General features: G+C 55.0%; 20 protein-coding genes and 1 riboswitch. Of the genes, 15 read left to right on the forward strand and 5 right to left on the reverse strand.

What is annotated here, in order from left to right; all coding sequences use genetic code 11:
* The first annotated feature begins 31 nt into the window (after positions 1 to 31).
* The 3 genes from HED22_RS13390 to HED22_RS13400 all read left to right on the forward strand — a co-directional run bounded on the left by HED22_RS13390 (position 32) and on the right by HED22_RS13400 (position 2,267).
* A complete protein-coding gene (locus HED22_RS13390) occupies positions 32 to 943 on the forward strand; it encodes a LysR family transcriptional regulator (RefSeq protein WP_167723002.1) in 912 nt (303 codons plus the stop codon).
* A 164-nt stretch (positions 944 to 1,107) separates the two neighbouring features.
* Positions 1,108 to 1,941, forward strand: a complete 834-nt coding sequence (locus HED22_RS13395; RefSeq protein WP_167723004.1) for an AzlC family ABC transporter permease — start codon at positions 1,108 to 1,110, stop codon at positions 1,939 to 1,941.
* Entirely contained in the window at positions 1,938 to 2,267 is a 330-nt protein-coding gene (locus HED22_RS13400) for an AzlD family protein (protein WP_167723006.1), read from the forward strand. The genes HED22_RS13395 and HED22_RS13400 overlap by 4 nt, the downstream gene beginning before the upstream one ends.
* 81 nt (positions 2,268 to 2,348) lie before the next feature.
* On the opposite strand, the gene HED22_RS13405 is transcribed toward HED22_RS13400, so the two are convergent.
* Together HED22_RS13405 and HED22_RS13410 are read right to left on the reverse strand one after the other, a co-directional pair.
* Entirely contained in the window at positions 2,349 to 3,941 is a 1,593-nt protein-coding gene (locus HED22_RS13405) for a peptide chain release factor 3 (RefSeq protein ID WP_167723008.1), read from the reverse strand.
* Positions 3,942 to 4,094: 153 nt separating this feature from the next.
* Complete coding sequence (locus HED22_RS13410) at positions 4,095 to 5,042, reverse strand: DMT family transporter (RefSeq protein ID WP_167723010.1); 948 nt, start codon at positions 5,040 to 5,042, stop codon at positions 4,095 to 4,097.
* An 85-nt stretch (positions 5,043 to 5,127) separates the two neighbouring features.
* Between HED22_RS13410 and HED22_RS13415 the strand changes: the two genes are divergently transcribed.
* The gene (locus HED22_RS13415) at positions 5,128 to 6,516 is read left to right on the forward strand and encodes a PLP-dependent aminotransferase family protein (RefSeq protein WP_175581237.1); all 1,389 of its coding nucleotides are present in this window, start codon (positions 5,128 to 5,130) and stop codon (positions 6,514 to 6,516) included.
* A gap of 18 nt (positions 6,517 to 6,534) precedes the next feature.
* On the opposite strand, the gene HED22_RS13420 is transcribed toward HED22_RS13415, so the two are convergent.
* Entirely contained in the window at positions 6,535 to 7,572 is a 1,038-nt protein-coding gene (locus HED22_RS13420) for a permease (protein WP_167723012.1), read from the reverse strand.
* Positions 7,573 to 7,622: 50 nt separating this feature from the next.
* Positions 7,623 to 7,946 (reverse strand): helix-turn-helix transcriptional regulator, encoded by a 324-nt coding sequence (locus HED22_RS13425; protein WP_167723014.1) that lies wholly within the window; start codon positions 7,944 to 7,946, stop codon positions 7,623 to 7,625.
* A gap of 161 nt (positions 7,947 to 8,107) precedes the next feature.
* Here HED22_RS13425 and HED22_RS13430 point away from each other — a divergent pair, with 161 nt between their 5' ends.
* The 7 genes from HED22_RS13430 to HED22_RS13460 all read left to right on the forward strand — a co-directional run bounded on the left by HED22_RS13430 (position 8,108) and on the right by HED22_RS13460 (position 17,493).
* Complete coding sequence (locus tag HED22_RS13430; protein ID WP_167723016.1) at positions 8,108 to 8,452, forward strand: helix-turn-helix transcriptional regulator; 345 nt, start codon at positions 8,108 to 8,110, stop codon at positions 8,450 to 8,452.
* Positions 8,453 to 9,484: an ACR3 family arsenite efflux transporter gene (arsB, locus tag HED22_RS13435; protein WP_167723018.1), complete on the forward strand. Its 1,032-nt coding sequence runs from the start codon at positions 8,453 to 8,455 to the stop codon at positions 9,482 to 9,484.
* A gap of 12 nt (positions 9,485 to 9,496) precedes the next feature.
* The gene (locus HED22_RS13440; RefSeq protein WP_167723020.1) at positions 9,497 to 10,522 is read left to right on the forward strand and encodes an ArsJ-associated glyceraldehyde-3-phosphate dehydrogenase; all 1,026 of its coding nucleotides are present in this window, start codon (positions 9,497 to 9,499) and stop codon (positions 10,520 to 10,522) included.
* A 4-nt stretch (positions 10,523 to 10,526) separates the two neighbouring features.
* Entirely contained in the window at positions 10,527 to 11,753 is a 1,227-nt protein-coding gene (gene arsJ, locus HED22_RS13445; protein WP_167723022.1) for an organoarsenical effux MFS transporter ArsJ, read from the forward strand.
* A gap of 339 nt (positions 11,754 to 12,092) precedes the next feature.
* Positions 12,093 to 12,851: a PhoH family protein gene (locus tag HED22_RS13450; RefSeq protein ID WP_167723024.1), complete on the forward strand. Its 759-nt coding sequence runs from the start codon at positions 12,093 to 12,095 to the stop codon at positions 12,849 to 12,851.
* 179 nt (positions 12,852 to 13,030) lie between these two features.
* A riboswitch (cobalamin riboswitch) is annotated at positions 13,031 to 13,260 on the forward strand.
* 106 nt (positions 13,261 to 13,366) lie between these two features.
* Positions 13,367 to 16,321, forward strand: a complete 2,955-nt coding sequence (locus HED22_RS13455; protein ID WP_167723026.1) for a ribonucleoside-diphosphate reductase subunit alpha — start codon at positions 13,367 to 13,369, stop codon at positions 16,319 to 16,321.
* A gap of 23 nt (positions 16,322 to 16,344) precedes the next feature.
* Complete coding sequence (locus tag HED22_RS13460; protein ID WP_167723028.1) at positions 16,345 to 17,493, forward strand: ribonucleotide-diphosphate reductase subunit beta; 1,149 nt, start codon at positions 16,345 to 16,347, stop codon at positions 17,491 to 17,493.
* Positions 17,494 to 17,581: 88 nt separating this feature from the next.
* Here HED22_RS13460 and HED22_RS13465 read toward each other — a convergent pair whose 3' ends face one another.
* The gene (locus HED22_RS13465) at positions 17,582 to 18,601 is read right to left on the reverse strand and encodes a cation diffusion facilitator family transporter (protein WP_167723030.1); all 1,020 of its coding nucleotides are present in this window, start codon (positions 18,599 to 18,601) and stop codon (positions 17,582 to 17,584) included.
* 224 nt (positions 18,602 to 18,825) lie between these two features.
* Between HED22_RS13465 and HED22_RS13470 the strand changes: the two genes are divergently transcribed.
* The 4 genes from HED22_RS13470 (at position 18,826) to HED22_RS13485 (ending at position 25,458) form a co-directional block, all read left to right on the forward strand.
* On the forward strand, positions 18,826 to 20,808 hold the full coding sequence (locus tag HED22_RS13470) for a heme lyase CcmF/NrfE family subunit (protein ID WP_167723032.1): 1,983 nt from the start codon (positions 18,826 to 18,828) through the stop codon (positions 20,806 to 20,808).
* Positions 20,809 to 20,829: 21 nt separating this feature from the next.
* Positions 20,830 to 22,098, forward strand: a complete 1,269-nt coding sequence (ccmI, locus tag HED22_RS13475) for a c-type cytochrome biogenesis protein CcmI (RefSeq protein WP_167723034.1) — start codon at positions 20,830 to 20,832, stop codon at positions 22,096 to 22,098.
* 322 nt (positions 22,099 to 22,420) lie between these two features.
* Entirely contained in the window at positions 22,421 to 22,867 is a 447-nt protein-coding gene (locus tag HED22_RS13480; RefSeq protein ID WP_167723035.1) for a response regulator, read from the forward strand.
* Positions 22,868 to 22,887: 20 nt separating this feature from the next.
* Positions 22,888 to 25,458 (forward strand): FtsX-like permease family protein, encoded by a 2,571-nt coding sequence (locus HED22_RS13485; protein WP_167723037.1) that lies wholly within the window; start codon positions 22,888 to 22,890, stop codon positions 25,456 to 25,458.
* Positions 25,459 to 25,462: the final 4 nt, after the last annotated feature.

A 25,462-nucleotide genomic window follows, 5' to 3' on the forward strand; every position in this document is an offset into this window, starting at 1 on the left:
GTAAGGACCTTTTACGCACGGAACCCGCCTGATGATCACGGAACAGGCCGATCTGAAGCTTTTGCGCATATTCCTGACGATCGTCGAGGCCGGGGGTTTTGCCGCAGCCCAAAGCGATCTGAATCTGTCACTTTCAACAATCTCAAGCCATATCACCGCCCTTGAAACCCGGCTGGGTTTCACGCTTTGCAAGCGCGGGCGGGGCGGTTTTGCCCTGACAGCCGAGGGACAGGTGGTGTTTGAAGAAGCCCACCGTTTGTTCAAATCGGTCGGGCAGTATGAGACCAAAATGCGCGCCCTGCGTGACAAGCTGAGCGGCACTTTGACCATCGGCCTGACTGATAACACCATCACCGATCCCGGTGCCCGCCGGATCGAAAAGACCATCGCGCGTTTCATCGAACGTGCGCCCGAAGTAACCCTGAATGTCGTGACCCATCCGCCCAATGACCTTTTGCGCGAAGTGGTCACCGATAACATCCAGATCGGAATTTGCAGCTTTCCAAAAACCGTTTTGGGTCTGCGCTATATCCCGCTTTATAACGAAATCCACCGGTTTTATTGCGGATCGGATCATCCGCTTTTTGACCGTGATGATACGGAAATCGATATTGACGAAATCCGCCGTTATCGCCTGATCGGACGCAAACCGTGGCTAGGCCGGGATTTGAAAGAGTTCGCGATTTCCCGGCCACATGCGACCGTTTCGGACATGGAGGCCGAGGCACGCTTGATCCTGTCCGGAGCGTTTCTGGGCTATCTGCCCGAACATTACGCCAAGCAGTTTGTCGAGGCCGGGCGCATGCGCATGATCCTGCCCGAACGCTTGAAGGTAAACGCAACGTTTCAAGCAAGCCTTGATGACAGCAAGCAACCTGACCCGATCACCAAGCTGTTTCTTGATATGCTGATTGCCGATTTCGCACCCGATGCCGCCGGATAGCCACATCACAACGCGGCAATAGCAATATCGTCCAATACCGACTATCTGATATCGCCGATGATGGAGCCTGAAATGATGGCTCCTCGCGCACCATATTGAAAACAAAGAAACTGCCGGTCACCGCAACAGAATCGGCACCGAATAACCATAAGGAAACGTCGGAAATGTCACGCCCCGGACAGACCGAAAATCAAACCAAGACCCAACCCCACGCCGGGCATTTTGATTCTGATACCATCAGGCGCGGCGCCCTTGCCTGCATGCCGCTCTTGCCCAGCACCATCATTTTCGGTGCGGTGCTTGGCGTGCTGGCCGCCCAGCGTGGATTGTCCTTGGGTGAATTGCTGTTCATGAGCCTGGCCGTGTTTGCCGGATCGGCCCAGTTTGTGTCGGTTGATCTGTGGCGCGAAACCATTCCGAGTGCCACCATCATCATCGCAACGGCGGTGATCAATATGCGCTACGTCCTGATCGGCGCGTCCCTGCGGCCGGTGTTTCGCGGTCGTCCGCTGTGGGTCAAGGTGACCGGCATGCATATGGTGGCCGATGAAAACTGGGCGGTATCAATGACGCAAAAGGACCTTGCCAATCCGGGATTCTTGCTGGGTGGTGGCATGTTCCTGGGCGTCGTCTGGGCGACGGGCAATACGGTTGGCTACTTGCTGGGTGGCGGCATTCCCGACCCGGAAGTTTATGCGCTTGATTTCGCCTTCACCGCCGTTTTTGCTGCGCTGACCATCGGCATGTGGAAGGGCCGCGTTGATCTTTTGCCATGGATTGCTGCTGCCATCGGATCGATCATCGGCCATTACACATTGCCCGGTACCTGGTCGATTTTGGCAGGTGCCGGTGCTGGCGTGGCTGTGGCTGCGCTGACATGGCGCGAAGATATGGATGACGACAGTCTGGAGGCCGAGTTTGCCGTTGAAGGCCGGGATGCGTATATCGCACCGGAAGGTACTGCCGACATCACCCCCGCAACGGAGACCGGTAAATGACCCAGTTCCCCGATCTGACAAGTTTCAGCGGAGAGGCCGTTCTGACCATCCTTGGCATGGCGGCTGTGACCTATGGCATGCGTCTGGGCGGTCTTTTGATGGCAGACCGTTTGCCGCAACATGGTCGGTGGGCACATGTGCTTGAACGCCTGCCCGGTGCAGTCCTGATTTCCGTCTGGGTGCCAAGCGCCCTTTCGGCAGGCGCAATCGGCATCGCAGGTGCCGCTGCCACCGTGATCACCATGGCGCTTGCCCGCAATCTGTTTGCCGCCATGGCAGTTGGCATGGTTCTGGTGGGTGTGGGCAGGTGTTTTATCGGTAGCTAGGCCACCAAAATCCCGTGCAAAAACAAAGAAAAAGCCGCCCTCGGATGAAGGCGGCTTTTTACGTCGGATGGCGGGCCGTTATCAGGCCGCAACCAAGTTCTGTTCGCGCGTACTTTCGAACTTGAGGTTCGGCCAGTCGCTTTGGGTCGTGTCGAGATGCCAGGCATTGCGCGCAATAAAGACCAGCGTATCGTCGTGGTCTTCAAACAGCGCCGACTGATTGGCATCGCGGAATTTCTTGATTTCGGCGGGATCGCCGATGACCCAACGTGCGGCATAGGCCGGGGTCGGTTCGAAATGCACCTTGATGCCGTATTCGGCCGAGATACGTTCTTTCAGAACCTCGAACTGCAGCTGTCCGACCACTCCAACGATCCAGTCCGCCCCCATCATCGGTTTAAACACCTGGGAGGCGCCTTCTTCGGCAAGCTGTTCAAGCGCGCGCTGAAGGTGCTTGCCCTTGAGCGGATCATCAAGACGGACTTTTTGCAGCAATTCCGGGGCAAAGGCCGGCACACCGCGGAAGCGAAGGTCTTCGCCCTCGGTCAATGTATCACCAATGCGGAGCGTGCCGTGGTTCGGAATGCCGATGATGTCGCCAGGCCAGGCTTCTTCGGCAATGTCGCGTTCATTGGCAAAGAACAGCATCGGGTTATGCACCGCCATCTGTTTGCCCGCACGGACATGCTTGAGCTTCATGCCGCGTTTGAAATGACCCGAGCACAGACGAATGAACGCAATACGGTCACGGTGGTTCGGATCGATATTCGCCTGCACCTTGAAGACAAAGCCCGACACCTTGGGTTCGGAGGATTCAACGGTGCGGGTGGCGGCTTCTTGCGGGCGCGGGGTCGGGGCATTTTGCCCGATGCCACGCAGCAATTCACGCACACCAAAGTTATTGATGGCCGAACCAAAGAAGACCGGGGTCAGATGACCTTCGCGGTAGCTTTCAAGATCGAATTCCGGGCACATGGCGCGGACCATTTCGATGTCTTCGCGCAGCTGTGCAACCAGATAATCCGGCACAAGTTCATCAAGCTTGGGATCGTCAAGGCCATTGATCTCGATCGCGTCCTTAACGACGTTACCTCCCTTGTCCATGAACAGGATACGGTCATTGACCAGATCATAGCAGCCCCGGAAATCACGGCCCGAGCCAATCGGCCAGGTGACCGGTGACACATCAAGGGCCAGGTCCTGTTCGATCTGATCGATCAGTTCGAAGAAATCACGGGTTTCACGGTCAAGCTTGTTGACGAACGTCGTGATCGGCACATCGCGCAGACGACAGACTTCAAACAGCTTGCGCGTCTGGGCCTCGATCCCCTTGGCGGCGTCAATCACCATCACGGCAGAGTCAACCGCGGTCAGAACGCGATAGGTATCTTCGGAAAAGTCTTCGTGGCCCGGTGTATCAAGCAGGTTGAAGATATGATCTTCAAACTCGAACGTCATGACGGCAGAAGATACGGAAATACCGCGATCCTGTTCGATCTTCATGAAGTCCGAACGCGCGCCCTTTTGTTCCTTTTTCGCCTTCACCGCACCGGCCATCTGGATCGCACCCCCGAAAAGCAACAGCTTTTCGGTCAGGGTAGTTTTACCCGCATCCGGGTGCGAGATGATGGCAAAGGTACGGCGACGCGATACCTGCTGGTCAATCATCGACATGGTTATCAACTTTAATCCGATATGAATTTCTTGGCGCGCAATGTAGCGATTTTTAACGTTATTGCCACCGTGAAATCATCATAGCCGACATGAAGGGTCCAAACGCATTCAAATGATCGATCCGGCAAGTTACGACAAACGGAACAGCGTTTTTCAAACCGTTTTTGCCAAAGAGGCCTTTCGCACACCGACCAGTGTCAGCCCATAAATGCAGGCAATGACAACAACAAGTGCCAGTATTTGATACAGCGCCACGGTTTCGCCCAAGAATGGAATGGCCAGAACCATGGTCAATGCAGGCCAGGGTGTGGTGATCGAACTGGCAAGCGAGACATCGATGTGACGCACTGCGTAGAACCAGACGATCAGCTCAAGGAAATAGACCAACCCCATGACGGCTGACATTGGCTGCATGATCGCATCAATTCCCCGTTCAATCGCCGAAGAACCTGATATCGCAATCACAACGAACAGGAAGACGGTCGAAATCGTCACCCGAAAACACGTCACCTGAGCCGGGGTAACCGGTGTATTGCCAAGCTCTTCTTTGATCAGGACGTGAGCGATACTCCAGAGAAGCGGCACACCAAGGCAAAGCAATACCCACTCAGACAGTCCGGACATTCTTAATGTGCCGCCGGTTCCAAGAAAATAGAGCGTCCCGATCAGGATCGCGGTCAGGATGTATTCCAGCATCGACTTACGGCGTTTCAGGAACAGGCTTTCGATCAGAATTGCGAAAACCGGATAGGCCTGAATGGCGATTGCCGCGTTGGTTGCACCGGCCTTCTCAACGCCAAGCACATAGATATAGGTCGATAGTCCGAACAAACCGCCTGTGAACAACGCCATCAGGAACATGCGCCTGCGGGCGCGCCAGGACAGATTGGCACCAAAAATCCCGCGCGTCCCCAAACGCAACTCCAATCCCATCAACGGGGCAGCAAAAACAATCTGCCAGACAGAAAGCGCAAAGGCGAAGGACAGAGCATCCGTTGCCGAGGGCCGCATGTTGGAAATGATCGGCATAACCGCAAGCAGGACAAGACTGCCAAGTGAAAGAGCCACCCCTTTACGACCCGATGAAGTGAATTCCGCCATAGTTCGACCTTTGGTTTTGCGTTGATAGTTTCCTCAAATTGCCCCAATATTTGATCAATGCAATTAAAACATTGAACTGATAGCAATGTGGAAACCTGATCTTACGGGGCGCGAAGGCCCGAAATACCTGCAAATCGTCGAGGCGATGGCAGAGGATATTGCAGGCGGACGGCTGCCAGCCGGCACGCGGCTTTTGCCGCATCGTGAGCTGGCCTATCAACTTGATATGTCGCCGAACACAACAAGCAGGGCCTATGCCGAGGCCGTCAAAAGAGCGCTTATAAAAGGGGAAGTCGGGCGCGGAACCTTTGTCCGTTCCACAGACGGGAACTTGCCGAATGAAGAGCCTCAATCCATGGTGAGGCCCGAACGTGGACCAGTCGACCTTTCGCGCAATTTGCCGTTATCGGGATTTGCCGAACACGACATTCGCAGAATTTTGGGCGATATCGCCACCAGCACCGAACTGCCCGCATTGCTTGATTACCAAACGGACGCCCATCTGGAAAAACATCGCAACGCAGGCAAGATATGGCTGGCTGAAAATGGCATGGACTGCGAACCCGATTGCATCGTCCCGGTCATTGGCGGACAACATGGGATATTGAGTGCCCTTATGGCACTTTTGCAGCCGGGCGACCTGCTTTTGACCGAAGCCCTGACATATAGCCCTGTCTTGGGAATGGCAGCCCGGCTTGGTCTAAAAACGGCAAGCGTTGCGATGGATGCAAATGGCATCATTCCCGACTCTTTCGAAGAACTGTGCCGCACGGCCAACCCGAGAGCCTTTTATCTGACCCCGACATTGCAGGCGCCGACAACCGTCACGCTTTCGACATCGCGGCGTGCGGAAATTGGCGAAATCGCCCGTCGACATGATGTTATTGTGATTGAAGACGATGTGTTTGGGCTGCTCAAACGAGACAAGCCCAAACCGATTGCGCACACCGCACCGGATCAAACAATTTATGTCACCAGCCTGTCAAAAACCGTGGCCCCCGGTCTGCGCGTCGGCTTTCTGGCCGCACCAAAAAGATTTGTCCCAGCCCTGCATCAGGCAATCAATCTGAGTGTCTGGATGACACCGCCCGCAACTCTTGAAATCGCATGCCGCCTGATCATGGATGGCACAGCCTTAAAGCTTGCCCAGATGCAACGGCAAACAGCCCTTCGACGCCAGCAAATCGCCTGTGACATTGTCGGCAAAGCGTTCCTTGAAACGCCAGGCGACGGGTTTCACATCTGGCTGCGTTTGCCGGAAGGATGGCGCGCAGACGTATTCTGTGCTGAATGCGCACGCCTTGGTGTTCTGATCAATGAAGGACGAAGCTTCGCCGCAGAGGCACAAGCCGCGCCCGAATCAATTCGAATTTGCATCAGTCATGAACTCAGCGAAGATCGATTGCGACAGGGGCTCGAAATCATTGCCAACGTCCTGCAAATGTTGCCATGCCAATGCTCTGCGATGATTTAGGCTCAGGACCTAGCGCCGTCATCCAAGCCAGAGCTGCGACACCACGCCGATCACGAACGATCCAACCAGCGCATAGACCAGATAAAGCGCAAAGACCGGCTTTTTGACCAGCGCAAAGACCGCAATGGCGGCCGGGATAGATGACACACCACCCGCCACCAGAAACGCCATCGCCGCCCCCGACTGCATGCCTTGGGCAATCAGGCCTTCCATAATCGGAAGGGCTGCATAGCCGTTCAAATAGGCCGGAACACCGACAAGCGTTGCAATCGCAATCGGGCCGAGCCCGTCGCCACCCAACAAGCCACTGACACTTTCGGCCGGGACATAGGCCACCATCAGGCTTTCCAGCAGGAAGGCAAAGGCGATCCATTTGCCCAAGAAGATCATGTTCGAAACAGCGGACGAGCCGAATTTCCTGATCCGTTCATCATCCTGCCAGAACTTCCAGAAGACTTCCTTGTGCGAGCGCACCTTGGCCCCGCCGCAGCCGCCATTGCCAACACCTTCGCGTAACGGATCGGCAAGGAAGCCACGGGTATCCAGCCACATGGTGACAAAGCCGCCCATCAGACCAAGGGCAATCGCCGAGATCATTTTGATCACGGCAAAGTCGGTGCCAAGTGTACCCATGGTCAGAACAAACATCGCCGGATCAATCACCGGACTTGCCAGCCAGAACGCCATGACCGGTGCCAGCGGAACTCCCATGGCAAGCAAGGCTGCAATCAGCGGGATCACCCCGCAGGAGCAAAAGGGTGACAATGCGCCAAAGGCCGCAGCGGTAAACACCATGCGTATCGGCCGCCCGGCAAAGGCGCGTGAAATCAGGTTATCGGCCCCGGTTGCCGTCGCGTAGGCGGCAATACCAATCGACAGCACAAGGAAGGGCGCGGTTTCGACAAAGGACTGGGCTGTGAACAGCACGCTTGGGACAAATTGCGGCGCGTCAAAGACAAAGATCGCGGCAAGAATGATGCAGCCCGCCAACAAAACCCGGTCTACGTGTCGGGCAGAAGTGCCGATGCGGCGCAATTGAAATGTCAGGGCACTCATATCCAAATCCCTAGAAAATTAGTTATTTTGGTGCAAAAAAACGCCCAGACCTAACAGGCATTTTCTGGTTCACGCGCAACATCAAGATCCACACCGCTGCAACATTCATCGGTGATAAAGCCGACAAGATCGCGCATGACATCGAAATCCGCCCGATTGCGGGTTTCGCGACCGTGCTTTTCCTGTGTGACCAGACCCGCCTGAACCAGTGCTCCCAGATGATGGGAAAGGGTTGAGGCCGGAAGCCCCATTAATCGACCGATTTCACCAATATTTAGTCCCTCGTCCCCAGCCTTGACCAGCAGACGATAGATTTTCAAACGGGCTTCATGACCCAGGGCGGCAAAGGCCGGTGCGATTGTTTTCTCACTCATGCGATCATTATAACTATATTTCTAGTTATTTAAATATATTTTTCTCAGTGCCGTCATCTCATTGAGATCAAAACAATTTCTGATATTCCGCGCCTCAGTATTCACAACTGAAATACAAATGTCACTTGTCAGGGCGACTATATGTCGATATTTCCCGACATATGGAAACAAAAGAAGCAATCAGCGCCCTTGGCGCACTGGCACAGGAACATAGGCTTGCGGCTTTTCGGCTTCTGGTCCGGGCCGGGAAGGACGGCGTTGCCGCGGGCGAACTGGCACGCCAATTGTCCATTCCGCACAACACCATGTCTTCGCATCTGACGACCCTTAGTCAGGCGGGACTGATCACAAGTCAGCGCGAAGGCCGGTCGATCATTTACCGGATCGTGCCCGAAGCGATGCGCGATCTTTTGGGGTTCCTTGCCGATGATTGCTGTCAGGGACAACCCGAACTGTGCGGACTGCCGGCCCGCTCAGCCACCGCCGATAAAAAAGGATGCTGCTAGATGGGGATTTTCGAACGTTTTCTGACCATCTGGGTCGCTGTCAGCATCGTGGTCGGCATCGTCTTGGGCGAGATGTTCCCCAGCGTGTTTCAGTCAATTGGCAATCTGACCGCCTATGAGATCAATCTGCCTGTGACGGTTCTGATCTGGTTGATGATCGTACCGATGCTTATGAAGGTCGATTTTGGCGCCCTGCATGAAGTCGGTCGGCAATGGCGGGGAATCGGTGTCACGCTTGGCGTCAATTGGCTGATCAAACCGTTCACCATGGCAGCGCTTGGTTGGTTGTTTATCGGCTTTCTGTTCCGCCCGCTTCTGCCCGAAGCGCAGATTGAAAGCTATATCGCCGGTCTGATCCTTTTGGGGGCAGCCCCCTGCACGGCAATGGTTTTTGTCTGGTCGCACCTGACCAAGGGGGATGCCAACTTTACCCTGACCCAAGTGGCGTTGAACGACACGATCATGATCTTTGCCTTTGCCCCGATTGTGGCGTTGCTGCTGGGTATTTCGGCGATCACCGTCCCCTGGGAAACACTGACCATTTCGGTCGTGGCCTTTATCGTCATTCCGGTGATTGCAGGTCAGATCATCAGACGTCAGGTAATGAAAGGCGGGGTCGCGGCCTTTAATGATTTTGACGCCAAACTCAAACCGGTTTCGATGATCGCGCTTTTGAGCACACTGGTCTTGCTGTTTGCCTTTCAGGGACAGCAGATCATTGCCCAGCCGATGATCATCGCCCTTCTGGCCGTGCCGATCATTTTGCAGACCTATTTCATTGCCGCCATCGCCTATGTCGCCAACAAGCTTCTGGGCGTGGAACACAAAATCGCCGCCCCGTCTTCAATGATCGGGGCCTCAAACTTCTTTGAACTGGCTGTAGCAACGGCGATTGGTCTGTTCGGATTTTCATCGGGTGCTGCGCTTGCCACCGTTGTCGGTGTGCTGGTCGAAGTGCCGGTCATGCTATCACTTGTGGCGATTGCCAACCGCACCCGTGGCTGGTTCCCGTCATCAAATGTTTCACAGTAACGGAGCCCTGAGATGAGCCGCAAAATTCGCATTGGCATCAATGGTTTTGGCCGCATGGGGCGTCTGGTGCTGCGCGCCGGTTGGGGGCACCCGAACCTTGAATTTGTCCATATCAACGAAATCAAGGGCGGCGCCGTTACTGCCGCACACTTACTGGAATTTGATTCGGTACATGGTCGTTGGGGCAACAGCGTTGCCTGCATCGACGACCAGGTCGTAATCGATCAGACCCACAAAATCAGCGTAAGTGAAAATGCCACCCCGGGTGAAACCGACTGGGTTGGCATGGGCTGTGACATTGTTCTGGAATGCACCGGAAAGTTCAAAACGCCCGAAACGCTTCAGCCCTATTTCGATCAGGGTGTGAAAAAAGTCATCTTTGCCGCCCCGGTCAAGGAAGGCGCGCTTAATATCGTTTATGGGATCAATGATGATCTTTATGACCCGGCCCAGCATCACCTTTTAACTGCGGCAAGCTGCACGACCAACTGTCTGGCACCGGTGGTCAAGGTCATGCATGAAAAGCTTGGCATCGTTCATGGATCGATCACCACCATTCATGACGTCACCAACACCCAGACGATTGTCGATCTGCCGCACAAGGATTTGCGTCGCGCGCGATCCTGCCTGCAATCGCTGATCCCGACCAGCACCGGATCAGCCACTGCGATCACGATGATTTACCCGGAACTGAAGGGCAAGCTGAACGGCATTGCCGTGCGCGTGCCGTTGCTGAATGCGTCACTTACCGATTGCGTGTTTGAAGTTGCCGAAGACACCGATGCTGAGACCGTCAATCGCCTGATGCGCGAGGCATCCGAAACTTATCTGGCCGGAATCCTTGGTTATGAGGAGCGCCCGCTGGTCAGTGCTGATTATCTCAATGACAGTCGATCTTCGATTATCGATGCAGCATCGACCATGGTGATTGACAAGCGGCAGGTTAAAATTCTGGCCTGGTATGACAATGAATGGGGATATGTCTGCCGGATGGCAGATTTGACGGCCAAAGTCGCGCAGAACCTTTTGGGGTCATAGCAATATGTCGTCGGCAATCCGCAACTATGCACTGGTGACCGCAGCCTATTGGGGCTTTACCCTGACCGACGGGGCGCTTCGCATGCTGGTGCTGTTGCACTTTCATGCGCTGGGCTATTCGGCGTTTGAAATAGCACTTTTGTTCATCCTCTATGAAGTGGCCGGGATCGTCACCAATCTGGTGGGCGGCTGGCTGGCGCAAGCGCGCGGATTGAGCTTTACCCTGTTTGCCGGGCTATCGTTGCAAATCGCATCCCTGACCGCGCTATCATTTACCAACCCCGATTGGCTGCCAGCCATATCCGTCGCCTATGTCATGGGCCTTCAGGCGGCATCGGGTGTCGCCAAGGACCTGACCAAGATGTCGAGCAAATCGGCGATCAAGGTTCTGGTACCTGCCCATGCCGAAGGGGCACTTTTTCGCTGGGTGGCCCTTCTGACCGGGTCAAAGAATGCGCTGAAGGGCATTGGCTTTTTCATGGGTGGTGCGCTGCTTTCCTGGCTTGGCTTTTCCGGTGCGTTGCTTGCGATGGCAGCAGGCCTTGCACTTACACTGATGGCGGTTGCCTTATCGCTTGGGTCTACGATGGCAGGTCCGGCCGGCGCGATGAAACCGAAATTCCGCGACGTCTTTTCGCGCGATCGCAAGATCAATGTGCTGTCCGCGGCCCGACTGTTCTTGTTCGGATCACGCGATATCTGGTTTGTCGTCGGGTTGCCGGTGTTTTTGGCATCCGAGCTTGGCTGGAGCCATATCGAGGTCGGTAGTTACATGGCGCTTTGGGTCATCGGATATGGCTTCATTCAGGCAATTGCACCCAAGATGCTGCGTGCGAAAACCCGCGAGCCCGATGGCAGAACCGCGCAAATCTGGATTGCCGCACTTATTGCCGTATCCGCAATTATTGCCATGGCCATCACACGGGACTTCGCCCCCGAACTTGCCGTTCTGGGCGGGTTGCTGGTGTTCGGGATTGTCTTTGCCATTAACTCATCACTTCATTCGTATCTGATCCTTGCCTATGCCGAGGGGGACAAGGTCGCGATGAATGTCGGGTTCTATTACATGTCCAACGCCATCGGGCGTTTGACCGGCACCGTGCTTTCGGGCGTGGCGTATCTTTATGGCGGGCTGGTTGGATGCCTTGTGACATCGATTGCGTTTTTGACGCTGGCCTGGGTGATCAGTGCCGCCCTGCCAAGGCGGTCGGCAGCGTCAACGCAGAGTTGATCGAAAAAACTTCTTTCGCAGATGCGGGATAAATAACTGAAAAGACTCACAATCCTGTTTCACGAAAATTTAATCGCGCAAAAACCCGTGACAAGACACTGCATATAGGGGTACGATTCCAATTAACGGTCAATAACTGGACCGCAGGAGGGGTTCCCGAGTGCCGCGAAAAAGCGTCTTAAACCGAGAATTTTCGCCCCCCGGATCGCACATGCAACATGTTGTGACCGGCGGAAACTCCTACCGCCACTTCCATCGCAAGATGAAAACTGAATGCGCGCCTTTCCATAACGGAATGGCGCGTTTTGCTTTTTTGGCAACTTTGTTGAGGTGATTGTCATGGGTAAGCGCGCAGCACGTCGTCGTAACCGTCCGCAACAGTCTAATACCAATGTTCATGAGCTGTTTGATGAAAAGAATGCCGATTGGCATCCACTTGGCGAACCAGAACAGAAAGGACAACAACGCGATCAAAGCTACCGCCGCAACATCCGCCCGAAAAGTGAAAACCAGGCAGCCCTGATGGATGCCATTGATAATTTCAATCTGGTCATGGCCCTTGGCCCGGCCGGGACCGGCAAAACCTATATCGCGGTTTCCAAGGCGGTCGAGGCCCTTGATAACGGCGACATCGCCCGCATTGTTCTGGCCCGCCCGGCAGTTGAAGCCGGGGAGAATATCGGCTTCCTGCCAGGTGATGTCGAAGCCAAAATGGCACCTTATCTTCGCCCGCTTTATGATGCGCTGAATGACCGTCTGGGAGCCAAGCGCCTTAAGACTTATATCTCCGACGGGACGATCGAAATTGCCCCGATCGGCTATATGCGTGGCCGGACACTCAACAATGCCTTTGTGGTGATTGATGAGGCCCAGAACTGCACATACGGGCAGCTCAAGATGCTGGTCACCCGCCTTGGCTGGAATTCAACCATGATCCTGACCGGTGATCCGGATCAGACCGACCTTCTGCCGGAAATGTCCGGTTTGGCGGAAATGTCCGACCGCCTGCAAAATGTGGATGACATTGCCTGCGTCCAGCTGCGCGACAAGGACATTGTCCGTCACCCGCTGGTTGCGAGCATGCTGACGGTTCTTTAAGCCTCGAAATCAAGTCCCGACACAGCAAACCAAAGAAGAAAAAGGCGGGCCTTTCGGGGCCCGCCACTTTTTTTTCCAACAGATATGTTTGGCAGAAATTCTTGGCTTCGCGGCAAATCGCGCAACATGGGAAAATCTGTCAAGAAAACATATATATTGACGAAAAGTGCACACCGGACCCAATATCTGGACATCACGGTCCTTCGCGTCGGCCACAGAGTTGGCACGAAGGCTAAGAGGGAATTCGGTGCGTTTGAGCCTTTTTCAAACAAATCCGGAGCTGCCCCCGCAACTGTAAGCGGAGAGCGTCTTTCGCAAAATAACCACTGAAGTCCTTGGATACTTCGGGAAGGTTGAAAGACGCATTGACCCGCAAGCCAGGAGACCTGCCGTGAGCATGAGTTAACATTCACGGGCGGGGTGTCCCGGTGGAGTGCTTGCGATCTGGCAATTTGTTGCCATCCATCCCTGCATACCTCCGTTTGGCCTTTGCCCCCAAAAAATTGGGGCTAACGATGTCAGCAACTGTCGAAATGGAACGGCCAGCCGTTTCCAATCCATTACCACAATCGCAAACCGAATTTCAGGTCATTCGTCGCAATGGCTCGGTGACCAATTTTGACCCTGCCAAGATCAAGGCAGCACTGACCAAGGCATTCCTTGCCGCAGAGGGCGAAACCGCATCGGGTTCGCATCGTGTCCATGACATTGTCGATGCACTTGCCGAACAGGTAACCACCACCCTTTTACGCCGCGTTGCACCGGGCCATACCCTTCAGATCGAAGACATTCAGGATCAGGTCGAACTCGCTCTGATGCGAAGCGAGCACCACAAGGTCGCGCGCGCTTATGTTCTGTATCGCGAAGACCGCGCGCGTGAGCGCGCCAAACTTGATGCGCGCAAGAAAAAGAAACAGCCCGATGCCCCACAGATCAACGTAACCCAGCTGGACGGGAGCAAGGCACCGCTTGATTTCGCCCGCCTGACCACAGTGATTTCAGAAGCCTGCGGCGAGCTTGAAGGGGTTAGCAGCGACCCGATTTTTGAGGAAACGCGCCGCAACCTTTATGACGGCGTGACCACCGGCGAGCTGGCGCTGGCCCCGATCATGGCAGCCAGAACTCTTGTTGAGCGCGAACCGAACTATGCCTATGTCAGTGCGCGGCTTCTGCTTGATAAACTGCGTGCTGAAGCACTGAGCTTTGTATCGGGCCGTCCGGAACAGGCCACTCAGGCCGAAATGAGCGAACGTTATGCCACCTATTTTCCCGCCGCCCTTAAGGTCGGGATCGAGGCCGGGCTGATTGATGGCGAGCTTGCCAAATTTGATCTCAAAAAGATCTCGGCTGCGATCAAACCGGAACGCGATCTGAATTTCCAGTATCTGGGTCTTCAGACCCTGTATGATCGTTATTTTCTGCATGTCAGAGGATCGCGTTTTGAATTGCCGCAAGCCTTCTTCATGCGGGTTGCCATGGGGCTTGCCATCCGCGAGATCGACCGCGAAGCGAAAGCGATCGAATTCTATGATCAGCTTTCGACCTTTGTCTTCATGGCATCGACCCCAACGCTGTTTAATGCTGGCACCTGCCGTCCGCAGTTGTCATCCTGCTTCCTGACCACCGTGCCTGATGACCTTGATGGTATTTTCAAGTCAGTCAAGGATAACGCGTTGCTGGCGAAATATTCCGGCGGGCTTGGCAATGACTGGACCCCGGTGCGCGGTCTTGGCGCGCATATCAAGGGCACCAACGGCCAAAGCCAGGGCGTGGTTCCGTTCCTGAAAGTCGCCAACGACACCGCGATTGCAGTCAATCAGGGCGGCAAGCGCAAAGGGGCTGTGTGCGCCTATCTGGAAACCTGGCATATCGATATCGAGGAGTTCCTTGATCTTCGGAAGAACACCGGCGATGACCGCCGCCGCACCCACGATATGAACACCGCCAACTGGGTGCCGGACCTGTTCATGGAACGCGTGATGGCCGATGGTCCGTGGACCCTGTTTTCGCCAGATGACACCCCGGATTTGCACGATCTTTATGGCGCAAATTTCAAGGCTGCCTATGAAGAATACGAAGCCAGGGCCAACAGTGGCCAAATCAGCAATTTCAAAACCGTCCGTGCGGTTGATCTGTGGCGGCGCATGCTGACCATGGTGTTTGAAACCGGGCATCCGTGGATCACCTTCAAGGATCCCTGCAACATCCGATCCCCGCAGAACCATCGCGGTGTCGTGCATTCATCAAACCTGTGCACGGAAATTACGCTCAACACATCGGCCGATGAGGTTGCGGTTTGTAACCTTGGCTCGATCAACCTTATGGCGCATGTGACCGAAAACGGTCTAGACCATGACAAGCTTGCCAAAACGGTAAAAACCGCGATGCGCATGCTTGATAACGTGATCGATATCAACTTCTACACCATCCCCGAAGCACGCTATTCAAACCTGCGCCATCGCCCGGTTGGTCTCGGCCTGATGGGCTTCCAGGATGCTTTGCAGAAGATGGGCATTGCCTATGCATCGGATCAGGCAGTTGATTTCGCAGATGAGAGCATGGAAGCGATTTCCTATCACGCCATTTCCGCATCCGTAGACCTTGCCGAAGAGCGCGGCCGTTACGAGAGCTTCGACGGATCGCTTTGGTCTCGTGGCATTCTGCCGATTGATTCCATCGAACTTCTAGCCGAAACCCGCGATGAGCTGAATGTGGATCGTATCCAGCGTCTGGATTGGGAAACGCTTCGGGGTCGCGTTCAGTCCATTGGCATGCGCAACTCCAACACCATGGCAATTGCCCCGACGGCGACCATTTCCAACATCTGCGGTGTCAGCCAGTCGATTGAACCGGCCTACCGCAACCTGTTTGTGAAGTCGAACATGTCGGGGGATTTCACTGTGGTCAATGCCGCCCTTGTCCATGACCTCAAGGAACGGGGTATCTGGGACGAGGTGATGATTTCCGATCTGAAATACTATGACGGCAGTGTTGGTCAGATTGATCGAATCCCCGACGACCTCAAGGCGCTTTATGCCACGGCGTTCGAACTTGACTCATCCTGGCTGATCGAGGCCGCGGCACGACGTCAGAAATGGCTGGATCAGGCACAGTCACTGAACCTTTATATCGCCAACCCGTCAGGCAAGAAGCTTGATAACCTGTATCGTCTGGCTTGGTTGCGTGGGCTCAAGACCAGCTATTACCTGCGGTCGAGTGCCGCGACCCATGTTGAGAAATCAACCCTAAAAGGCACGGATGGCAAACTGAACGCGGTTGGCAACAGCCCGGTTGCAGCAGCCCCCAGCCCGACACCTGCAGCCGTCGTGACAGCATCGCCATCTCCAAGCCCAGCAGCGCCTACATCTGCGGTGGTGGATAGCAAACCAAAAGATGATGACATCACGGGCGGAGAAGTCTGGGGGAAGGCCTGCTCCCTTGACGATCCGGATTGCGAAGCCTGCCAGTAACACCATAAACGGGAACGAAAACCATGCTTGATTGGGTCGAAGAAGAAACCCCTTCCGTAAACAATACTGCAAATGCAGCTGCATCTCTGGCACCATCTGGTGACGGAGATGCGGGCACCGATGCCACCGGTCTTGGCGAGATTGACCGTACTGGCGGTCGCGTTTCGGTCAGCGAAAAGGCGATGATCAACTCACGAGCGGATGTGAATCAGCTTCTCCCGTTGAAATATGGCTGGGCCTGGGAAAAGTATCTGGCAGGTTGTAACAACCACTGGATGCCGACCGAGGTTTCCATGCAGGCCGATATCGCACTTTGGAAATCGCGTGATGGCCTGACCGAGGATGAACGCCGGATGCTTAAACGCAATCTGGGTTTCTTTGCGGCCTCGGAAAGCCTTGTCGCCAACAATATCGTGCTTGCGATCTACCGCCATGTCACCAACCCGGAATGCCGACAATATCTGCTGCGTCAGGCATTCGAGGAAGCGGTTCACACCCATACTTTCCAGTACATTGTTGAAAGCCTTGGCCTTGATGAGGGCGAGTTGTTCAACATGTATCGCGAGGTACCCTCGATCACTGACAAGGCTGCTTGGGCGCTTGATTACACCAAGCATCTTGATGATCCGAACTTTGCCACCGGCACGCCAGAACGTGATCAGGACTTTCTGCGCGATCTTGTCGCGTTCTATGTCGTGTTTGAAGGCATGTGGTTCTATACCGGCTTTGCCCAGATCCTGTCGTTGGGCCGTCGCAACAAGATGGTTGGTATTGCCGAGCAGTATCAGTACATCCTGCGTGACGAGAGCATCCATCTTAATTTCGGGATCGATGTCATCAACCAGATCAAGGCGGAAAACCCGCATTTGTGGACGGCTGAGTTTCAGGAAGAAGTACGTGGCATGCTGCGTGATGCGGCTGAACTTGAAGCGGCGTATGGTCGTGACACCATGCCGAACGGTTTCCTTGGTCTGAATGCCGCACTGTGTGAGCAATATATGCACTTCATCGCCAACCGCCGCTGTGGACAGCTTGGTCTGGCACCAGTGTTTGCAGAAGTGGATAACCCGTTCCCATGGATGTCAGAAGCCATGGACCTCAAAAAGGAAAAGAACTTCTTTGAAACTCGGGTAATTGAATATCAGAACGGTGGTGCGCTGAGCTGGGATTAATCGCAACGACAGCTCCGCCAAAAGCCAAAGAACGGCTGGCATTGAAAAATGTCAGCCGTTTTCCATTTTTTGCAAACCGAAAGAGCGTTTAACGCCCCATGGCCGCGACTTCACCGCCACTACTACTAACCGGGATGTCATGCTGACCGGCGCGTTTTGCCCGGCCCGTATGCCAGAATTCCGGATCTTCGGTGTAGCCGCTGAATTCATCAAGATGAATGTCTTCAGGCGGTTCGGGATGGATGGTGATATCGAGATCGGGATATTCCGCACGGATGCTGTCCATGACATGATGGCAAATGGTGTGCGATTCACGCATCAGCATGCCGCCATCCATGATCAGCTCGATCTCGGCAAAGCGGTGCACACCCGATGAACGCGTGCGCAAACGGTGAATACCAATCACATCGGGGTTTTTCATCGTCAATTCGATGATGCGCTGGCTGTCAGATTCCGGCAGCTCAGCATCCATCAGAACCTTGACGGACGAGCGACCAACCTTGACTGCGGAATAAAGCAGGAAGATTGCAACCAACCCGCCAATTGCCGGATCGGCCCAGGCAAAACCAGACATGCCGCCAAACAGGGCAATCATCACCGCCAGATTGGACAGAATATCACTGCTGTAATGAAGGGAGTCTGCCTCAACCGCCGCAGAGCCGGAAATCCGCACCGCCTTGCGTTGAAGCAAAACCAGACCGATTGTCATGACCAGCGAAACACCCATGATCCAAAGGCCTTCGACGGCAAAGGAAATTGTCTTGGGTTCGTTGATGCGCGATGCTGCCTCGGCCAAAACCAGAACAGCAGCGCCAATCATGAAAGCGGATTGGAACAGACCGGCCAATGGTTCAGCCTTGCCGTGGCCAAACCGGTGATCATAGTCGGCCGGGCGCCATGCAGACCGCACTGCCATGAAGTTGATCACAGATGTGCCAACGTCTAGCATGCTATCAATCATCGAAGACAAAAGGCTGACGGAATCGGTCAAAAACCAGCCAACAGCCTTGATCAGAATCAGTGTCGCAGCAATGACAATGGAGGCCGTCGTTGCACGACGCGCCCAAGTTTCTTTCTGCGCTATGTCAATGACGGGACATTGACTCATGGGTTGTCAACCTCTGGCCTACCAATACGCTGCCTGACCACCGTTTTATAGCCTGTTTGCGTACAATATGTAATGTCTATTGCCATATTTTCGCCCGCCTCAGGGCAGCAAATAGCGCATATTTGATATTCCGCAAGGTTTCCAAGCCTTTTTAAAGGGATTATATGTTGCATCCGGGCACATAACAGATACCGCAAAGCCTGCTAGGGACGAGAAACGATAATATGATTGTAGAGATCGGACATTACGCCCTGATACTGTCACTTGTGATGGCAGTGGCTCAATCCACCATTCCGTTTCTGGCGGCATCACGACGCGACCCGGCCCTTCTGGTTGTCGCACCACGTTTGGCGCTTGCGTGTTTTGCACTGGTGGCGACAAGCTTCCTTGCCCTGACTTATGCCTATGTCAGTTCCGATTTCTCGGTCCTGAACGTTCTGGCCAACAGCCATACCTCCAAACCGATGATTTATAAAATCACCGGGGTTTGGGCCAATCACGAAGGATCGATGCTGCTTTGGGTGCTGATCCTGACTTTGTTTGGTGGCGCGGTTGCGGCATTCGGCCGGAACCTGCCGCCGACCCTGCTTGCGCGTGTACTGGGTGTGATGGGCCTGATCGGGGCTGGCTTTATCCTGTTTATTGTTCTGACCTCCAACCCGTTTGAGCGCGTCTTGAACCCGCCGCTTGACGGGGAGGGCATGAACCCGCTTTTGCAGGACCCGGGCATCGCGATCCACCCGCCGTTCCTGTATCTCGGCTATGTCGGCTTTTCGGTGGCCTTTGCCTTTGCGGTTGCAGCCCTGATCGAAGGCCGGGTTGATCCGGCCTGGGCGCGCTGGGTGCGCCCATGGACCTTGGCAGCCTGGGTCTTCCTGACCGCGGGTATCGGTCTTGGTTCCTGGTGGGCTTATTACGAGCTTGGCTGGGGCGGCTGGTGGTTCTGGGACCCGGTCGAAAACGCATCCTTCATGCCCTGGCTTGCGGGCACTGCGCTTTTGCATTCGGCCATCGTGGTTGAAAAGCGTGACGCGCTTAAAAGCTGGACGATCTTTCTCGCGATCCTGGCGTTTTCCTTCTCGCTTCTGGGGACGTTCCTTGTGCGCTCTGGCGCGCTGACATCAGTACATGCCTTTGCGACTGATCCGACGCGCGGGGTGTTTATCCTGTTCCTGCTGTTTATCGCGGTGGGCGGGTCGCTGACGCTTTATGCGTGGCGCGCACCGACATTGAAGGGCGGCGGACTGTTCCAGCCGATTTCGCGCGAAGGGGCACTTATCTTCAACAATGTGCTGCTGTCGATTGCTGCTGCCATGGTTTTGCTGGGCACGCTCTATCCGTTGCTGCTGGAAACGTTAACCGGCGAGAAAATCTCGGTCGGGGCGCCGTTCTTCAATTCGACATTCGTTCCGATCATCACCCCGGTAATCATTGCGATGGCATTTGGTCCGATGATGCCGTGGAAACGAGCGGATCTTCTGGGCGTGTTCAACAAACTCAAGATCGCCCTGGCCGCCGCAGTTGTCGTGGTTCTGGTGACCCTTTGGCTGTCGGGTGGCCCGGCCTTTGCCCTGTTTGGCATGGGTCTGGCGACTTGGCTGTTTGTCGGATCCATCCTTGAATGGTCCGGGCGCATCAAACTATTCCGTGAACCGTTCGGTAACAGTCTGCGGCGCATGCGTAATCTGCCACGCTCGGCGCATGGCACGATGCTGGCCCATGCCGGGGTGGCGATTGTTGTGGCCGGTATCACCGGATCACAAGCCTGGACCCAGGAAGCTGTGCAGTCACTGGCCGTTGGCGAAAGCACCGAGCTTGCCGGACATACCTTTACGCTGTCTGATATGCGCGAATATCAGGGACCGAACTATGCCGCGCGTGAGGGTGAAATCACCATCACCACCCCGGGCGAACGCACCGTTATCCTCACACCGGAAAAACGCGTCTATACGGTGGAAGGCATGCCGACCACCGAAGCCGGCATTCAATCAAGCTTTACCGGCGATATCTATGCCGTGATCGGTGATCAGGATGAAGGCGGCAAATGGATCACGCGGTTCTATGTCAAACCGATGATCCCGTGGATGTGGGCTGGCGGACTTGTGATGGTGTTTGGCGGTTTGATGTCGTTGTCTGACCGTCGCTATCGCATTGGCGCACCGACCCGCTCGCAAAAAACTGCCGCCAAAGCGGTTCCAGCCGAATAAGACCAAGGACAGGAAACGACTATGACCATCTGGATTGTTCTTGGCGCTATTACCCTGCTGCTTGCGGGGTTCATTCTGTGGCCGATCTTCCAAAGCAAACGAACCGCGGCTGCCGATGACGATGCTGGCAGCTCGTCATCCACAGCCGACGCTGAGTATGCCAGCCCGGAAAGCGAAATTGCGCGTGACCTTGCGGTGTATCGCGACCAACTTTCCGAGATTGACCGCGACATTGAACGCGGGGTGCTGAGTTCTGAGCAGGCAAATGCGGCGCGGATCGAGGTTCAACGCCGTATTCTCGCCGCCGACCAGCGGATCAAAAAACAACAAACCGGTGACGGTGCAACAAGCAAAGCGCCCGCCCGTTCACCGGTGCGTGCAATTGCCGCAGGCTTCATCGTATTGTTCATCGCCGGCGGGATTGGCCTTTATCTTGATCTGGGCAGTCCAACCATGCCCGATCGCCCGATTGCCAGCCGCGCTGATGAAATCAATGCCATGCGCATGGCGCAAAATGCCGATCAGGACCGTGAGTCGGTGCTGAACCGTGCCGTCAGTGACCTGTCGCAGAAGCTTTTGGAAAACCCGGATGATCTGCGTGCGTGGGAATTGCTGGGTGCCAGTCTGATGGCGCTCGGGCGACCAGAAGAAGCCCAGACCGCGTTTCTTGAAACCGTCAAACGGTCCGGACGCGATGGCGATTATCTGGCGATGTATGCTGAAAGCCTAGTGCGTAGTAACAATGGGCAGATCAATACAACCGCACGCGGGGTTTTGCGCGAAGCAGAACAAAGCTCAAGCACCGATCCGCGCATCCAGTTCTACCTTGGTCTGGCCGATGCGCAGGAAGGTAATGTTGCTGCCGCTGTTGATCGCTGGATCGCCCTTGCCAATGGTGCACCGGCCAATGCGCCGTGGTTGCCGATGGTGGTCCGACAGATCAATGAAGCCGCCCTTGCCCAGGGGATTGATATCGAAGGGCGCCTGAACGTTGCCGAGAACACATCGCCCGGTCCAAGTCAGGCCGATATTGCTGCCGCCCAGGAAATGACACCCGAACAGCGCCAGGAAATGGTGATGTCGATGGTCAATGGTCTGGCAGAACGCCTTAAGTCGGAACCAAATGATCCGGATGGCTGGGCGCGTCTGATGCAGGCCTATATGGTGCTGGGTCAAGAAAGCGAAGCAAAAGCTGCTTATGAAAAGGCCGGAGAGGTCTTTTCCGACCAGCCGGATCTGGTGGCCCGATTCGATTCACTAGCACGCGAAATCGGCATCGTCGCGAACTGAGCGCGCATTTATCAGCAAAAATACTGATGAAATTTGTTTTCTCAGGACCCTTTTTCCTGCTCGTTTGAGCCATTATATATCATACTTACGGATAATATCTGCAACTTTACTGAAGTCTTATTGAATTGAAGTTCGTGCTGCGGTATGAAAATAAGACTTAAGGATAGATAAGAAATAAATCATGTATATGATTTCGAAGAATATTCTCTGATGGTGGGGGCCATCTTTTTCTTTGGGATCAATATATTGACAGGCTCACGAAACAAAAATTCAGGGATGACCTTGCGCAATATGTGGTCACCCCAAAGGATAGCGGATCAGCATGCCGGATCAAAACAATGGCGCGACAAACAACCTGTTGTTGATCGAAGACAATCCAGGTGATGCGCGCCTCGTGCGTGAAGCACTTCGGGAATTCAAGCAACCGGTTGAATTGCATCATGTAAAGGATGCGATCACTGCACTGCAATTCTTGCAGCAGGATGGTCCGTATCGCAATTCGCCGCGTCCGCGACTGATCCTTCTTGACCTGAACATGCCGCGCAAGGATGGTCGCGAAATGCTGCGCGATATCCGCAACGATCCGAACTGCGCATCCATCCCTGTCATCGTCCTGACCACATCCGGTGCCGAGCATGATGTCGATTTGTGCTATGCCGCCGGGGCAAACTGCTATTTGCGCAAACCGGTCGATGTGACAGAATTCATCGACTTGATGAAAATGATTGAGTCATTCTGGCTGGGGCTGGCGTTAACCCCCACGCCGTAACCCTCTGCAGCGAGACTGCCGTGTCCCGCCCGACATCTGTGCTTTTCCGATCCCTGCCGATGCCAACAAGCCTGCGGATTGCCTTGCGCGAATTGCGCAAACCCGGTATCGGCATTGCCATCCTTTTTGCAACGCTTGTCTTTGCGGCCACAGTTCTGTTGCTTACCGTCAGCCTGACCCAATCGGTCCGCGACGGCTTGCGCCAATCCGCCCAACAGACAATCGGCGGTGACATCTCGCTACGCCTGTTTCATCGCCCCCCGGCAGCCAATGAAATTGCCTTTCTTGAAACACTCGGCACGCTTGGGATCAGTATCGAACAACGGGTGATGGCCCAGGCAGCAAACGATCAACCATCGGTTCTGTCGGAACTAAAGGCGGTTGATGCAAACTATCCCCTGTTTGGCAATCTTGCACTGTCACCCGACATCGCACTTCATGACGCGCTTGCCGCCAAGGATGGTGTTCCGGGTATCGTCGTCGATCCGTTATTGCTGGAACAAGCCGGGCTTGGTGTTGGCGACAGTCTTGATCTCGGAGGTCGCCGCCATCAGGTGCGTGCAAGTATTGTGGCAGAGCCAGAACGCAAATTCAGATTATTCTCACTCGGTCCTCGCCTGATTGTCGGACTTGAGAGTTATCGCGACAGTCCCCTTCTGGCACCGGGTAAACAGGTCTATTGGTATTTACACCTCAAACTGCCACCGGAAGCCAGCCAAACGCCCGAGCAAGTCATTGCCGCCATCGAAGACCGGTTCCCCGAGAGTGGCTGGCGCATCGTCAATGCCGCGGACGGGGTTCCGGGGCTTGAACGGATCGGGGAATTCGCATCATCCTTTGTCAGTCTGATGGGCATCGCGATCTTTGCGATTGCGACAAGTGCCATTCACAATGCGCTGCGTGCCGACCTTGCGGCAAGACGTTCGCGGTTTGCTACGCTGCGCAGTCTTGGTGCCCGTCCGCATGACATCGCAGGCAGCATCATCTGGCAGCTTGGCCTCATCACTGGTGTTGCCATACTGATCGCGGCACTCCTGACAGCAATCCTTGGCGCGGCTGTTGGCCCAATGCTTGGTCATACACTTGGTTTTGCGTTTCAACCGGATTTCACCGATGGCCCGATGATTGCAGCCTTTGTATTCGGGTTCGTTGCCCTTGTTGCGATGAAACCGGTGCGCAACGCCTGCCTGACTTCTCCGGCCTGTCTGTTTCGCCATCAAACCGCAAATCAGGCCATACCCCGATCAAACAAACTCAACCTGCTGAAGACTGTGTTGGCAATTGCTCTGCTCGGCATTGCAGGCGCCTTGATCGATCTCGGTTGGTTTGGCTTTATGTTGCTGGGACTTTTGATCGCCTGTCAGGGGCTTTTCGTCCTTCTTGGTCGCGTGATCCGTGCGCTGGCCGGGAAACTGGCAACAAAGCACATGCTTGTCCCCAGCCTGCGTCTGGCGCTGCGCAATATCGCACGGCCATCTGCGCCGACCGTGACCATTACGGCATCATTTGGTCTGGCGATGACCTGCCTGTGTGCGGTCTTGTTATTTGGTTCGCTGGCAGGCCAACACCTGAAATCGGTACTGCCGTCACAAACACCCGATGTGGTGTTCTTCGACATTCCACCAGCCGAACAAAGCGCCTTTCTCAGCAATGTCACAAGCAATGATGCCGTCGTGGCTGTGACACAGATGCCCTTCTTGCATGGTCGGGTGACGCATTTGAACGGAATGCCGCTGACCCGTGGAGATGTGCCAAGGCGCTATCACTGGTTCCTGCGCGGGGACCGGGGAATGTCATGGGCTGACCGGCCGACAGCAGACATGCGCCAAAACCCGGTGACAGCCGGTGAATGGTGGCGTGCTGACAGCCTTAATCAAAGGCTTCTCTCGTTGGATGCTGGCGTTGCGCAAGCCATCGGGATAGTGGTTGGTGATCGACTGACCCTGAACATCATGGGACAGCCCTTTGAGGGCAAGGTTGCCAACCTGCGTCAGATCGACTGGACACGCCTTGGTCTCGATTTTCCGATTGTGCTTTCGCCGATGGAACCGGTTTTTGATCATGGCGTAATCAGTGCGCTTAACCTGCAAGACGGGACCCACGCTAAAACCGCCATCGATGCGACACTTAACGCTTATCCGAATGTGCCGGTAGTTTTTGTCAAAGAGGTGCTGGCAAAGTTGAACCGGTTGTTTGACGGCGTGACTGCCGCGCTGATTGGATTGACCATGCTTGCGACCCTTGGGTCGGTGCTGGTGATTGTTTGTGGATTGATTGCACTGCGTCAGCAACAGACCGAAGCGCTTGCCATGCTGCGCGCCCTTGGCCTTCGCCCCAATCAGATCAACAAGACCGGCGCTCTTGAAACTGGTTTGATGGTTGCAACCGGTGGGTTGGTGGGCGTGATTGCAGGGAGCACAATTGCTGTTGGTGCGGCAAATGCCATCGGCTCCATCAATCCGAGTCAAATCGCCGATGTCGCTGGGCCGATGACGGCGATCATATTTGGATTGGTTTTAGTCTGCGGGTTCGCGGGCGGCTGGATGTTGCAGGCATCAAGCCTGCGCGCCCAGGCTGGCTGGCGCGGCTAGCCTT

It is taken from the genome of Thalassospira sp. HF15 (genome assembly GCF_011806525.1).
Classification (GTDB): domain Bacteria; phylum Pseudomonadota; class Alphaproteobacteria; order Rhodospirillales; family Thalassospiraceae; genus Thalassospira.

Bases quoted from the DNA above. Each gene is read 5' to 3' on its own strand.
- HED22_RS13440 (WP_167723020.1), top strand. From the start codon at position 9,497: ATGAGCCGCAAAATTCGCATTGGCATCAATGGTTTTGGCCGCATGGGG.
- HED22_RS13400 (WP_167723006.1), top strand. From the start codon at position 1,938: ATGACCCAGTTCCCCGATCTGACAAGTTTCAGCGGAGAGGCCGTTCTG.
- HED22_RS13470 (WP_167723032.1), top strand. From the start codon at position 18,826: ATGATTGTAGAGATCGGACATTACGCCCTGATACTGTCACTTGTGATG.
- HED22_RS13455 (WP_167723026.1), top strand. From the start codon at position 13,367: ATGTCAGCAACTGTCGAAATGGAACGGCCAGCCGTTTCCAATCCATTA.
- HED22_RS13395 (WP_167723004.1), top strand. From the start codon at position 1,108: ATGTCACGCCCCGGACAGACCGAAAATCAAACCAAGACCCAACCCCAC.
- HED22_RS13415 (WP_175581237.1), top strand. From the start codon at position 5,128: ATGTGGAAACCTGATCTTACGGGGCGCGAAGGCCCGAAATACCTGCAA.
- HED22_RS13480 (WP_167723035.1), top strand. From the start codon at position 22,421: ATGCCGGATCAAAACAATGGCGCGACAAACAACCTGTTGTTGATCGAA.
- HED22_RS13460 (WP_167723028.1), top strand. From the start codon at position 16,345: ATGCTTGATTGGGTCGAAGAAGAAACCCCTTCCGTAAACAATACTGCA.
- arsB (WP_167723018.1), top strand. From the start codon at position 8,453: ATGGGGATTTTCGAACGTTTTCTGACCATCTGGGTCGCTGTCAGCATC.
- HED22_RS13465 (WP_167723030.1), bottom strand. From the start codon at position 18,601: ATGAGTCAATGTCCCGTCATTGACATAGCGCAGAAAGAAACTTGGGCG.
- HED22_RS13450 (WP_167723024.1), top strand. From the start codon at position 12,093: ATGGGTAAGCGCGCAGCACGTCGTCGTAACCGTCCGCAACAGTCTAAT.
- HED22_RS13425 (WP_167723014.1), bottom strand. From the start codon at position 7,946: ATGAGTGAGAAAACAATCGCACCGGCCTTTGCCGCCCTGGGTCATGAA.
- HED22_RS13410 (WP_167723010.1), bottom strand. From the start codon at position 5,042: ATGGCGGAATTCACTTCATCGGGTCGTAAAGGGGTGGCTCTTTCACTT.
- arsJ (WP_167723022.1), top strand. From the start codon at position 10,527: ATGTCGTCGGCAATCCGCAACTATGCACTGGTGACCGCAGCCTATTGG.
- HED22_RS13420 (WP_167723012.1), bottom strand. From the start codon at position 7,572: ATGAGTGCCCTGACATTTCAATTGCGCCGCATCGGCACTTCTGCCCGA.
- ccmI (WP_167723034.1), top strand. From the start codon at position 20,830: ATGACCATCTGGATTGTTCTTGGCGCTATTACCCTGCTGCTTGCGGGG.
- HED22_RS13405 (WP_167723008.1), bottom strand. From the start codon at position 3,941: ATGTCGATGATTGACCAGCAGGTATCGCGTCGCCGTACCTTTGCCATC.
- HED22_RS13390 (WP_167723002.1), top strand. From the start codon at position 32: ATGATCACGGAACAGGCCGATCTGAAGCTTTTGCGCATATTCCTGACG.
- HED22_RS13430 (WP_167723016.1), top strand. From the start codon at position 8,108: ATGGAAACAAAAGAAGCAATCAGCGCCCTTGGCGCACTGGCACAGGAA.